General features: G+C 74.5%; 9 protein-coding genes and 2 pseudogenes. 10 read left to right on the forward strand and 1 reads right to left on the reverse strand.

Annotated elements, in window-relative coordinates:
- The 9 genes and pseudogenes from J0670_RS14500 to J0670_RS14535 all read left to right on the forward strand — a co-directional run.
- Positions 1–263, forward strand: a pseudogene (locus tag J0670_RS14500) (hypothetical protein); the annotation flags it as partial.
- Positions 264–497: 234 nt separating this feature from the next.
- Positions 498–2159, forward strand: coding sequence for a class I adenylate-forming enzyme family protein (locus tag J0670_RS14505; protein WP_207811970.1), 1662 nt, complete (start codon positions 498–500; stop codon positions 2157–2159).
- Between the two features lie 68 nt (positions 2160–2227).
- Positions 2228–2368, forward strand: a pseudogene (locus J0670_RS39895) (beta-ketoacyl synthase); the annotation flags it as partial.
- 92 nt (positions 2369–2460) lie between these two features.
- Positions 2461–3402 (forward strand): beta-ketoacyl-[acyl-carrier-protein] synthase family protein, encoded by a 942-nt coding sequence (locus J0670_RS14510; protein ID WP_307806523.1) that lies wholly within the window; start codon positions 2461–2463, stop codon positions 3400–3402.
- Positions 3403–3459: 57 nt separating this feature from the next.
- On the forward strand, positions 3460–4458 hold the full coding sequence (hppD, locus tag J0670_RS14515; RefSeq protein WP_207811971.1) for a 4-hydroxyphenylpyruvate dioxygenase: 999 nt from the start codon (positions 3460–3462) through the stop codon (positions 4456–4458).
- A gap of 37 nt (positions 4459–4495) precedes the next feature.
- A complete protein-coding gene (locus tag J0670_RS14520) occupies positions 4496–5404 on the forward strand; it encodes a phytanoyl-CoA dioxygenase family protein (RefSeq protein WP_207811972.1) in 909 nt (302 codons plus the stop codon).
- The gene (locus tag J0670_RS14525) at positions 5401–6426 is read left to right on the forward strand and encodes a thiamine pyrophosphate-dependent dehydrogenase E1 component subunit alpha (RefSeq protein WP_307806524.1); all 1026 of its coding nucleotides are present in this window, start codon (positions 5401–5403) and stop codon (positions 6424–6426) included. The genes J0670_RS14520 and J0670_RS14525 overlap by 4 nt, the downstream gene beginning before the upstream one ends.
- The gene (locus tag J0670_RS14530; protein WP_207811973.1) at positions 6423–7391 is read left to right on the forward strand and encodes an alpha-ketoacid dehydrogenase subunit beta; all 969 of its coding nucleotides are present in this window, start codon (positions 6423–6425) and stop codon (positions 7389–7391) included. Before J0670_RS14525 ends, J0670_RS14530 begins: the two co-directional genes overlap by 4 nt.
- Positions 7392–7443: 52 nt before the next feature.
- Positions 7444–8229: a DUF3050 domain-containing protein gene (locus J0670_RS14535; RefSeq protein WP_207811974.1), complete on the forward strand. Its 786-nt coding sequence runs from the start codon at positions 7444–7446 to the stop codon at positions 8227–8229.
- A 24-nt stretch (positions 8230–8253) separates the two neighbouring features.
- Here J0670_RS14535 and J0670_RS14540 read toward each other — a convergent pair whose 3' ends face one another.
- Positions 8254–9603: an acyltransferase gene (locus tag J0670_RS14540; RefSeq protein ID WP_207811975.1), complete on the reverse strand. Its 1350-nt coding sequence runs from the start codon at positions 9601–9603 to the stop codon at positions 8254–8256.
- Between the two features lie 133 nt (positions 9604–9736).
- On the opposite strand from J0670_RS14540, the gene J0670_RS14545 reads away from it, so the two are divergent.
- Positions 9737–12130, forward strand: a complete 2394-nt coding sequence (locus J0670_RS14545) for an FHA domain-containing protein (RefSeq protein ID WP_207811976.1) — start codon at positions 9737–9739, stop codon at positions 12128–12130.
- The last annotated feature ends 240 nt before the right edge of the window (positions 12131–12370 follow it).

Here is a 12370-nt window from a genome sequence, read left to right on the forward strand (position 1 = left end):
CCGCGGGGTACGCGGAGTGCGAGGTGTGCGGGGAGGGGCCCGGAGTGCTCGGGCACATCGCCGCCCGCTGGGGCCTGACCGGCCCCGTCGTGGCGATCAGCCCGGCCGAGGCCGTACCCGGCACCGTCCCCGAGGACGCGTACCAGCTGGCCGCGCTGCTGCTCGCCGACGGGGACGCCGACCGGGTGCTGGTCATCGCCGCCGAGCAGACGACGGACGGCGACCACGCCGTGGCCGTCCTGCTCACCCACCCGGCCTCCTGAACGCGTCGGCCCACCCGGCCGAGCCGTCGAAGGGCTGAACCCGCCGGCCACCCCCGGCCGTAGTCACCGATGAGGCCCCGCGCCCGACGCCTGACGCAGCCGCACCCGGCACACCAGCGTCCGCCCGGCCCGCCACCTCTGCGGCCCTGTACCGCCGCACCTCCGATCGCCGCTCCGCCAACCACCGCTCCGCCGCCCGGGCCGCCACCGGCCCCGAGGGAGGGATCCACCCCCGTGACCATCCGCAGTCTCCGCACCCAGCTCGCGGACGACCCCGACGTGGGCGCCGGCAACGTCCTCACCGCCCGGATCGCGCTGGGCCCGGGTCTGGACGAGCCGCTGCTCACCTTCGACACCCCGGTGGACGACCACCCCGCCTGGCGGCCGCTGACCCTGCGCGAGCTCGACCGCGCCGTACGGGCCCGCGCCGCCGCCCTCCACGGGCTCGGCATCACCCGGCGCGACCCGGTCGTCGTCTACGCGAGCGCCGCCGCCGACCACGTGCTCTCCTTCCTCGCCCTGGCCCGGCTCGGCGCCATCCCCGCGCTGCTCAACCCCAACCTGGACGGCGAGCGCGCCGCCCGCTACATCGCCCGCCTCGGTGCGGCCGGGATCCTCGCCGACCCCGCCCACCGGGCCGCACTGGCCGGCCACGATCCGAACGCGCCGCTGCTGCCCGAACCCGCCGCCCTCGGCGCGGGCGATCCGGACGCCGCCCCCGAGCCGTACCGCCACTGGTCCGGTGACCCGGTGGCGATCACCCACTCCTCCGGCACCACCGGTCTGCCCAAGGCCGTCGTCCACTCGCACGCGAGCCTGTACGCGGCGATCCGCCACCGGCTGCGGCTGCCCCGCCCGCAGGGCCAGGAGCGGATGCTCAGCGCCCTGCCCGCCCCGCACGCCGCGACCCTGATCGCGCTCAACCTCGCACTCAGCTCGGACACCCAACTCGCCGTCCTGTCAGCACAGTCCGGCACCGGAGTGCTGGACGGGATCGAGCGGTGGCGCCCCACCGGAGTGATCGGCTTCGCCGCCACCTGGGCCGACCTCGCCCACCACGACCTCACCGCCCGGGCCCTCGACTCCGTCGCGCTCTGGTGGAACACCGGCGACTGCGCGCACGAGGTTCACATCCGCCGCCTGATCGCCACCGGCAGCCGGGAGACCGTCACCCGCGCGGGCCGCTCCCGGCTGCCCGGTTCGCTGTTCGTGGACGGCCTCGGCTCCACCGAGATGGGCCACTCGCACTTCTTCATCACCCACGGCCCCGGCACCGAGCGCTACGGCCGCTGCGTCGGCCGACCCCACGCCTTCGTCGACTGCGAGGTGGTCGGCCCGGACGGCGAGCCGCTCGGCCCCGGCGAGGTCGGCGAACTCGCCACCGCCTCACCGACCCTGGCGCTCGGCTACTGGAACGACTCGGCCACCACCTTCCGCACCCGGCTGCGCGGCCGCTTCCTCACCGGGGACCTGATGTACCGGGACGAGGAGGGCTACTACTACCACGTGGACCGGGCCGTCGACTCCGTCGAACTCGCCGACGGCGAACGGCTGTTCACCGCGATGTCGGAGGAACGGGTGCTGGCCGCCCTCCCGGACGCGCTGGACTGCACGGTGGTCGCGGTCCGGGACGGCGAGCGCGTCGTCACCGATGTGCTGCTGCTCCTGGCCGAGGACGCCGACCCGGCCGCCGACCGCACCGGGGCGGTACTCGCCGCTCTCGACCCGGCCACCGCCGCGACGGTGCGCAAGGTCCTGGCGGTCTCCGACGAGGACATCCCGCTCGGCCCGACCGGCAAGGTCCGCAAGGTGCTGCTGCGCGAGCGCCACCTGGCCGCCACCGTGACCGGCCAGACCGCCGCGGCGACCGACCCGGCCGCCGCGGTGACCGCGTGAGTGCCCGGGAGGCCGCCGTCGTCACCGGCATCGGGCTGGTCTCGCCGCTCGGCCGCAAGCCCGCCGAGGTGTTCGAGGCGCTGGCCGCCGGCCGTTCCGGCCTGCGCGCCGTCCCCGAGGGCCACCCCGCGCACGGCTGGCTGCCCGCCGCCGGGATCGCCCCCGTCGTGGACGGCCGGGAGGTGCTGCCGCCCACCGAGACCCGCTGCGTGGACCGCTTCGTGCTGCTCGCCCTCGCCGCCGCCGACGACGCGCTCGCCGACGCCGCCCTGGTGGTCGGCGTCCCGGCCGCACCGCCGTGGTGCTGGCCACCGGGGGCGGCGGGCTGGAGACCTTCGAGCAGCAGTCGCACCGCCGGCTGGAGCGCGGCCGCCCCGGCGTCAGCCCGTACCTGCTGCCGGGCATGCTCTCCAACATGGCCGCCGCCCGGATCGCCATCAAGTACGGCATCCGGGGCTACAGTTCGGCCGTGGTGACGGCCTGCGCGGCCGGCGCCCAGGCGATCGCCGAGGGGCTGCGGCTGATCCGTGCGGGCGACGCGGACGTGGTGGTGTGCGGCGGCACCGAGTCCTCGCTGCACCCGACCATCGCCGCCGCGTTCACCAACGCCCGTGCCCTGGCGCAGGGTTGGGACGACCCCGAGCAGGCGAGCCGGCCCTTCGACGCCCGCCGCAACGGTTTCGTGCTGGGCGAGGGCAGCGCCGTCCTCGTCCTGGAGCGCGCCGACCACGCCGCCGCGCGCGGCGCCACCGGGTACGCGGACGTGCTCGGCTGGGGCGCCTCCACCGACGCCCACCACCCGACCATGCCCCGCCCGGACGGCAGCGGCGCCGCCGACGCCATGCGCGCCGCGCTCGCCAACGCGGGCCTGGCGCCGGGCGACATCGACTACGTGAACGCCCACGGCACCGGCACCAAGCTCGGCGACGTGGCCGAGACCGCCGCACTGCGCGCCGTGTTCGGCCCGCGGCCGCCCGCGGTCAGCTCCACCAAGGGCGCCACCGGCCATCTCCTCGGCGCCGCCGGCGCGCTGGAGGCGGCGGTGACGGCCCTGGCGGTGGCCCGGGGAACGCTGCCGCCCACGCTCAACCTGACCGACCCCGACCCGGCCTGCGACCTGGACCACGTCCGGGGCGCCGCCCGCTCCGCCCCGGTGCGCGCCGCACTGAGCAACGCCTTCGCCTTCGGCGGCCACAACCTCAGCCTGATCCTCGGCCCGTCCTCGGTCCAGCCCGCCCGGTAGCGGTCGCCCCGCAGCGCGCCGAACCTCGACCCGCCATCCCTCCTGGGGGAGATCCCGATGTCCATCCAGACCATCGCCCACGTCGAATTCCACTGCGCGGACGCCGAACAGGCCGCGGCCCGGCTCCGCGCCGACCACGGCTTCACCGCCGACGCCCCCGCGACCACACCGGGCGGCGCCCGTACCGTCGAGCTGCGCCAGGGCTCGATCCGGCTGCACCTGACCTCCGCCACCGACCCCGAGCACCCGGCGGCCGCCTTCGTCGCCCGGCACGGGGACGGCGTCGCCACCCTCGCGCTCGGCTGCACCGACCCGCAGGCCGCCCTGGAGCGCGCGGAGCGGCACGGCGCCCGGGTGCTGGACCGGGCCGCCGGCCTGATCGCCGGCTTCGGCGACACCGCCCTGCGCTTCGTACCGGCCGGACCCACCGAACCCTCCCCCGAACCCGCCGCCGAGCCGGGTCTGCTGGACGCGCTCGACCACGTCGCGATCTGCTTGCCGGGCGGCGAACTCGCCGACGCCGTACGGTTCTGCGAGGCCGCGCTCGGCTTCCACGCGATCTTCAAGGAGTACATCGAGGTCGGTCGGCAGGCCATGGACTCCACCGTCGTACAGAGCGCCTCCGGCCAGGTCACCTTCACCCTGATCGAGCCCGACACCAACCGCCGCCCCGGCCAGATCGACGAGTTCCTCGCCGCCCACGACGGCGCCGGGGTGCAGCACCTGGCCTTCAGCACCCGCGACATCGCCACCGCCGTCCGGACCGCCCGGGCGCGCGGGGTGGAGTTCCTGGCCACCCCGGGCGCCTACTTCGACGCGCTCACCGAGCGGCTCGGCGAGACGGCCATCCCGGTGGAGACCCTGCGCGAGCTGCACGTCCTGGTCGACCAGGACCACGGCGGCCAGCTGTTCCAGATCTTCGCCCGCTCCACCCATCCCCGGCGCACCTACTTCCTGGAACTGATAGAGCGTCAGGGAGCCGGTACCTTCGGGACGGCGAACATCAAGGCCCTGTACGAGGCCGTCGAACGGCAGACCTCCGCCTCGCTCCGCTGACCACCTCCACCGGCCGCCCTCGAACGAAAGCACAGCCATGAGCCCCGAGTTCCGCCTCACCGACGCCGAACGCGAACTGCTGCCCACCCCCGAGGAGGTGGCGCACTACCGCGAGCACGGCTGGTACCTGTCCCGCCGCCTGTTCACCGACGAGGAGCTGGACGCCCTCCAGGCCGCCACCGAGCTGTACTACGCGGGCCACCGCGACCGGGAGCTGCCGGTCCGCCCGCCCCGGCTGGCCGCCTGGGAGCCCTCCCACGGTCCCGTCCAGCGGCACAACGACTACGTCCACCACGAGAGCGACGCGATCGGCGCGATCCTGCGCAAGCCGCTGGTCGGCGCGGTGGCCGCCCTGCTCGCCGGGGCCGAGGAGATCCGGATCTTCCAGGCGACCCTGATCTACAAGCCGCCGGTGCCCGGGGAGCCCAGCAACCGGGTGCCGTGGCACTTCGACAAGCACTACTGGCAGACCTGCACCTCCGAGGAGATGCTCACCGCCTTCATCCCGTTCCACGACTGCCGCGAGGAGAACGGCACCATCACCATGGTGGACGGCAGCCACCGCTGGCGGGAGCTGCCCTCCGGCGAGGACTCCACCCGGCACTTCGCCGACCGCGACAACGGCGAGCTGGACGCCATCCTCGCCGCCAACGCCGCGCACAACGGGCAGTCGGTGCACAAGGTCCCGATGCTGATCCCGCGCGGCCACCTCTCCTTCCACCACTGCCGCACCTACCACGGCAGCGGCCCCAACCTGGCCGAATTCCCGCGCCGGGCCGTCTCGTTGCACCTCCAGGACGGCGCCAACGAGTACCGCCGGCACGACCGGCCGGGCGGCAGCCCGGTGGTGTACAACCACGACGTGCTGGTGCGCCGCACCGCCGACGACCGGCCCGACTACGCCGACCCCGCGTACTGCCCGACGCTCTGGCGGGGAGCGCTGTGACCGCACCCCGCGCCGTGACCGCGCCCCGCGCCGTGACCGCCGCACCCCTCGCCACCGACGCCGAGCGCTACCGGATGCTGCGGCTGATCCGCGACTTCGAGGAGCTGGCGCTCGGCCTGGTGAAGTCCGGCGCGATCCCCGGCGGCATCCACCCGTACATCGGGCAGGAGGCCGTCGCGGTCGGCGTCTGCTCGGCGCTCGGCCCCGCCGACCGGCTCACCAGCACCCACCGCGGCCACGGACACGTCCTCGCCCGGGGCGCCGCCCCGCACCGACTGCTCGCCGAACTCGCGGGCCGGGTCGGCGGGTTGAACTCCGGCCGGGGCGGCTCGATGCACGCCGCCGACCTCTCGCTCGGCATCCTCGGCGCCAACGGCATCGTCGGCGCCGGCGCCCCGATCGCGGTCGGCGCCGCCTGGGCCCTGAAGCACTCCGCAGCCGGAGCGGGCGCGGTCGCGGTGTCCTTCTTCGGCGACGGCGCGCTCAACCAGGGCGTCCTGCTGGAGGCGTTCAACCTGGCCGCGATGTGGCGCCTGCCGGTGGTGTTCGTCTGCGAGAACAACGGCTACGCCACCACCCTGCCCGCCGCCACCGCCGTCGCTGGCGGCGCGACCAACCGGGCGGCCGCCTTCGGCATCCCCGCCGAGGAGGTGGACGGCATGGACACCGAGGCCGTCCGCGCCGCCGCCCTGCGCGCGGTCGACCGGGCGCGGGCCGGCGGTGGCCCGGGCTTCCTGGAGTGCCGCACCTACCGCTACGAGGGCCACCACACCATGGAGCGCCGGATGAAGCTGCGCTACCGCACGCCCGAGGAGGTCGCGGCCTGGCGCGAACGCGACCCGCTCCCCCGCGCCGCCGCACTGCTCGACCCGGCGACGGTCGCCGAACTCGACCGCTCGGTGGCCGAACAGCTCGCCGCCGCCGAGGAGTTCGCACTCACCTCCGAACACCCGGACCCATCCGGCGCGTTGGACCACCTGTACGCCGACGGCCTGCGGCCCCGACCGGGGGTGTCGGCATGACCAGGCTCTCGTACACCAAGGCGCTCAACCGGGCGCTCGCCGACGAACTCGCCGAGGACCCGGCGGTCTTCGTCCTCGGCGAGGACATCGGCGCCGGGATGGCCGGGCCCACCCTCGGCCTGCTGGAGCGCTTCGGGGCCGAGCGGATCGTGGACACCCCGCTCTCCGAGCAGGCGTTCACCGCGATGGCGGTCGGCGCCGCGCTCGCCGGGCGGCGGCCGGTGCTGGAGTTCCAGATCCCCTCGCTGCTCTTCCTGGTCTTCGAGCAACTCGTCAACCAGGCGCACAAGTTCTCGCTGATGACCGGCGGCCAGGCGTCCGTCCCGCTGACCTGCCTGGTGCCCGGCTCGGGCTCCCGGGACGGCTGGGCCGGCCAGCACTCCGACCACCCGTACAGCCTGTTCGCGCACGCGGGCGTGAAGACCGTGGTGCCCGCCACCCCGACCGACGCCTACGGGCTGCTGCGCTCGGCGATCCGCGACCCCGACCCGGTCGTGGTCTTCGCCCCCGCCGCCGCCCTGCCGGTGCGCGAGACCGTCACCTGGGAGCTCGCACCGGTGCCGCTCGGCCGGGCCCGGATCCACCGCCCCGGCACCGACGTCACCGTGGTCGCGCTCGGGCACCTGGTGCACGACGCCCTCGCCGTGGCCGAAGAGCTCGCACCGGAACTCTCCGTCGAGGTCCTCGACCCGCGCACCGTCCACCCCTTCGACTGGCAGGCGCTCGGCGACTCGCTGGAACGCACCGGGCGGCTGGTCGTCCTGGACGACTCCAACCGCAGCTGCGGCTTCGGCGCGGAGGTGCTGGCCACCGCCGCCGAGGAGATGCGCCTGATCGCCCCGCCGCGCCGGATCACCCGCCCCGACGGCGCGGTGCTGCCCTTCGCCCCCGCCCTCGACCGGGCCGTGCAACCCGACCGCGAGCAGCTGCGGCACGCGCTGCGGTCCGTCATGAAGACTCCCTGACCTGAAGACCACCTGCCCTGAAGACCCCCGGACCCCGAGACCAGGAGGACCGATGTCCACCAACCGCTACCACTGGGACCGTTCCCACCCCGGCCTGACCAGCCTCCAACAGGCCATCGACCCGCTGCGCCGCGAGGTCGTCGAGCACTCGGTGTACCGCTCGCTCACCAGCATCGCGCGCGTCCGCACCTTCCTGAACAGCCATGTCTTCGCCGTTTGGGACTTCATGTCGCTGCTGAAGAGCCTGCAGCGCGACCTCACCTGCGTGGACGTGCCGTGGGTCCCGAACGGTCCGACCGCCAGCCGTCGGCTGATCAACGAGATCGTCCTGGTGGAGGAGAGCGACGAACTCGGCGAGGGCTACACCAGCCACTTCGAGCTGTACGTCGAGGGCATGCGCCAGGCCGGCGCCGATCCCCGCCCGATGACGGACTTCCTGGCCCTGCTGGGCTCCGGCAAGCCCGTGCCGGAGGCCCTCAAGGCCGCCGACGTACCCGACCCGGCCGTGGAGTTCACCTCCGTCACCTGGTCGATCGTGGAGAACGCGCCGGTGCACTGCCGTGCCGCCGCCTTCGCCTTCGGCCGCGAGGACCTGATCCCGGACATGTTCACCCAGGTGGTCGGCATCGACGACCCCGACGGCGTGCTCACCGTCTTCAAGGACTACCTGGCCCGCCACATCGAGGTGGACGGCGAGCAGCACACCCCGATGGCGATGCAGATGCTGATCGACCTGTGCGGCGAGGACCAGGCCAGGTGGGACTCCTGCGCCGAGACCGTCCGGACCGCGCTCAACGCCCGGCTCCGGCTGTGGACCGCGATCGAGGAGTCGTTCTAGCACCTCGGAGCACCTCGGAGCGACTCAGAGCACCTTCGGCAGGACGGCCGCCGACGCCGGCGGCGCGTCGGCCGCCGTCCGGAACCGGTGCAGCGCCGCCCGGCCGTCCGCCCCGCGGAGCCGGGCGGCGAGCCGGGCCGGCAGCACCACGGTGCTCAGGTACCCCTCGGCGCGGTACCCCTCGACCGTCCAACAGATCCAGGGCAGCGGATAGTTGGCCGCCGGGCTGAAGAACACCGGCCGCTGCCCCTGGAAGGCCAGCTGGTAGGCGCCGAAGCGGATCCAGTTGGAGAAGGTGAACCGGCGCTGCGGCGGGTCGAAGCCCAGCGGCACGCACTCGCCCAGCCGCGCCCGGCCGAGAGCCGCCAGGAAGCCCAGGTTGGAGCGCAGGTTGAGCTGCGCGGTCGGGAACTCCTCGACCGCCGCCCGCAGTTCGGCCGCGAGCACCGCCGGTCCGTCCTTCGGCCGGTGCGGCAGGTGCACCTCGCTCAGCAGGTTGCCGACCAGGGCGGGCGGGAGTCCCAGCCAGCGGCGGGCGTTGACCGGAACGGTCAACATCCGCTCGGCCTCGTCGCCGTCCAACTCCCGGAGGGTGGAGAGGAGGTGGGCGCAGATCACATCGCCCGCCGACAGCCGCCGACCGGCCGCCGCTCCGAACTCCTCGCGCATCCGGCCGACTTCGGCGTCGGTGAAGGCGATCTGCACCGTCCGGTTCGCGCGCGGCCCGGCCGCCGCCTCGCGGGCCAGCAGCTCCGCCTCGACCGCCGGGGGCACCCGGAAGCCCGGCCGTCCGCAGTCTTCGGCGGGCAGCACACCGTCCAGCAACGCGTCCTGGTCGTCGACGAGTTCGGCCTCCGGCAGCGGCTCGCCCTCGACCGCCGCCGACCAGATCCGCAGCAGCAGCATGAAGCTGTGGAGGTCCCCGATCGCGTGGTGCCAGGAGCAGCCGAGCACCGTCCCGCCGTCGGCCGTGCGGGTGAGGCGTACGGTGAGCAGCGGGGCGCCGCCGGTGCGCGCGGCCGGGGCGTCCACCGGGGCGACCAGGTCTGAGCCGGGCCCCGCGACCCGGCCCATCGCCTCGGCGAGCGTGCCGTCGACGGTGTAGACCTCCAGCGGGACGCCGGAGTCGTCGCAGACCGCCTGCAGCACGCCCCCGTCGGTGCGCAGCCGCCCGGCGAACACCGGGACCCTGTCCAGGGCGAGGGCCAGTCCGGCGGCGAGCCGGCCGTCGTCCAGCGGCCGTTCGAAGCACAGGACGACCGAGACGGCGAGGTCGGCGAGCATGGTGTCCATCAGGCCCAGGCGCAGTACCCGGCCGGTGGCGCGGCCCGCCCGGACGGACCGGGACAGGTGCAACTGCGGCCAGATGCTCATGCGTTCCGTCCCGGAGTACTCGGCGGATGACGTGCGGGCACGCCGAACGATAGTGGCGCGCCGAGCCAGTGGTCCAGTCCAATCCCGGTATTCGGAAGGGCCGGTACCGGGTCGTGGCGATAGAATGCGGACCATGGGAGAGCGCCTAGGCGCGCCCACCGCGCCGCCCCTCGTCCTGGTCACCGACAGCGACTCCCAGCTGATCGACCCGACCCGGGCGTACCACCTCGGCCGCGACCCGACCAGCGAGATCGTCCTGGACGACCCCCGGGTCTCCTGGCATCACGCGGTGTTGCGCGCCACCGAGGGCCACTGGCTGCTGGAGGACGTCGGCAGCACCAACGGCACCTACGACCACGGCCGCCGGATCGGTCGCGAGGACGTCGGCCCCGGTACCCGGCTGCGCTTCGGCGATCCGGCCACCGGTCCGTCCGCGACCTTCGCCGGTCTGCCCGGCCCCGAGCCCGGCGAGCGGCCGACCCTGCTCGCCCCGCAGGCCTCCGGCGTCTTCCGCCGCCCGAGCAGTGTGCTGCGGCTGCCCGCCCGGACCGTCCGGATCGGCCGCTCGCACGACAACGACCTGGTCCTGGACGATCTGGTGGTCTCCCGGCACCACGCGGAGTTGCGCGAACTGCCGGGCGGCGGCCACGAGATCGTCGACCTGGGCAGCCACAACGGCACCTACCTCAACGGCCGTCCGGTCCCGCGCGCGCCGGTCGGCCCGGCCGACATCGTCGGCATCGGCCACTCCGCGCTCTGCCTGGTCGACGGCCGTCTGGTGGAGTACACCGACACCGGTGAGATCTCGCTGGACGTCCAGCACCTGGTCGTCCGGGTCGGCCCGGACCACCGTGTGCTGCTGGACGACGTCGGCTTCCCGCTCGCCGAGCGGGCGCTGCTCGCGGTGGCCGGCCCGAGCGGCGCGGGCAAGTCCACCCTGCTCAACGCGCTCACCGGGCTGCGCCCCGCCGACCAGGGCACGGTGCTGTACGACGGGCGCGACCTCTACCGCGACTACGCGGAGCTGCGCCGACGGATCGGCCTCGTCCCGCAGGACGACATCCTGCACACCCAGCTGACCGTTCGCCGCGCCCTCGCGTACGCCGCCGAGCTGCGCTTCCCCGGCGACACCGCCCCGGACGAACGGGAGGCCCGGGTGCGGGAGGTGATCCGTGAACTGGGCCTGGAGGGCCGGGCCGACGTGGTGATCGCCAGCCTCTCCGGCGGCCAGCGCAAGCGGGTCAGCGTCGCGCTGGAGCTGCTCACCAAGCCGTCCCTGCTGTTCCTGGACGAGCCGACCTCGGGCCTGGACCCGGGCATGGAGCGCTCGGTGATGCAGATGCTGCGCGGGCTGGCCGACGACGGGCGGACGGTGGTCGTGGTGACGCACAGCGTGCTGAGCCTGAACGTCTGCGACCGGCTGCTGGTGCTGGCGCCCGGCGGCCGGACGGCGTACTACGGCCCGCCCGACGAGGCGCTGGCGTACTTCGGCTTCGAGGAGTGGCCGGAGGCCTTCGAGTCCTTCGAGAACGAGCCCGACACCGCCTGGCAGGAGCGTTTCCGCGCCTCCCCGCAGTACGCCCGCTACGTGGCGGCCGAGGCCGCGCCCGTGCCGCGCCCGTCCGCACGGGGGCGGGAGCAGGTCCGGGGGCAGGAGCGGGCCGGTGCCGCGATCGGGCCGGAGAAGCCGCAGAGCTGGCTCGCCCAGCTCGGCACCCTGGTGCGCCGGTACACCGCCGTGCTCGCCGCCGACCGGCTGTTCCTCACCGTGATGATCGTGCTGCCCTTCCTCATCGGCCTGATGTGCCGGGTGGTCGCGGGCGCCGGGCTCACCCAGGACAACGCGATCGACTGCCTGCTCCTGCTCTGCGTCGGCGGCGTGCTCACCGGCTCGGCCAACTCGGTGCGCGAGCTGGTCAAGGAGCGCGCGATCTACCGGCGGGAGCGGGTGGTCGGGCTGTCCCGATCGGCCTACCTGGTGTCCAAGGTGGTGGTGCTCGGCACGGTCACGGTGCTCCAGGCCGCGGTGCTGACCTTGGTCGGCCTGGCGGGGGTGCGCATCGCCCCGACCCTGCCACCCGGCGCTCCCCCGCCGGCGACCGCCGGCGTGGTGATGCCCCGGCTGCCGGAGCTGATGCTCGGGGTCGCGCTGCTCGCCTTCGCCGCGATGATGCTGGGGCTGCTGGTCTCCGCGCTGGTGGTCAAGGAGGAGGCCACCATGCCGCTGCTGGTGCTGCTCGCCATCCTCCAGATCGTCTTCAGCGGTCTGATGCTCAAGCTGAACGGCGTCCCCGGCCTCGAACAGCTCGCCTGGCTGGTGCCCTCCCGCTGGGGCCTGGCGGCGATAGCCCGCACCATCGACCTGCCCCACCTGGCCCCGGTCGCCCAGACCGCGGACCCGATGTTCCACCGCGAGCGGTCCGGCTGGCTGCTCGACATCGCCGTGCTGCCCGCGCTCTCGGTGGCGTACGGGCTGGCGGTGCTGGGCCTGCTGCGGCGGCACGAGCCCGCGATCATGCGGAAGTGACCGCACTCATGCGGACGTGACCGCGGGCCGGTGGGAAGGTCGCGCGGCCCGAGGCGCCGGTAGAGTGGGAATCGACCTGTGCTGCGAGTCGTGCCGCGCACGGTGGGGGTCCGGCCGCCCGGCGGCCGGGTGCGCGCGGCGGAGGAAGAGTAGCCGCCCATGGACGAGTTCGCGTTCCGCCCCACCCACGTCGCCCCGCCGACCGGAATGGCGACCTGGGCGGCCCCGGACCCGGCGCGC

This window comes from Streptomyces sp. FH025, from assembly GCF_017427025.1.
Classification (GTDB): domain Bacteria; phylum Actinomycetota; class Actinomycetes; order Streptomycetales; family Streptomycetaceae; genus Kitasatospora.

Bases quoted from the DNA above. Each gene is read 5' to 3' on its own strand.
- J0670_RS14535 (WP_207811974.1), top strand. From the start codon at position 7,444: ATGTCCACCAACCGCTACCACTGGGACCGTTCCCACCCCGGCCTGACC.
- J0670_RS14540 (WP_207811975.1), bottom strand. From the start codon at position 9,603: ATGAGCATCTGGCCGCAGTTGCACCTGTCCCGGTCCGTCCGGGCGGGC.
- J0670_RS14530 (WP_207811973.1), top strand. From the start codon at position 6,423: ATGACCAGGCTCTCGTACACCAAGGCGCTCAACCGGGCGCTCGCCGAC.
- hppD (WP_207811971.1), top strand. From the start codon at position 3,460: ATGTCCATCCAGACCATCGCCCACGTCGAATTCCACTGCGCGGACGCC.
- J0670_RS14545 (WP_207811976.1), top strand. From the start codon at position 9,737: ATGGGAGAGCGCCTAGGCGCGCCCACCGCGCCGCCCCTCGTCCTGGTC.
- J0670_RS14520 (WP_207811972.1), top strand. From the start codon at position 4,496: ATGAGCCCCGAGTTCCGCCTCACCGACGCCGAACGCGAACTGCTGCCC.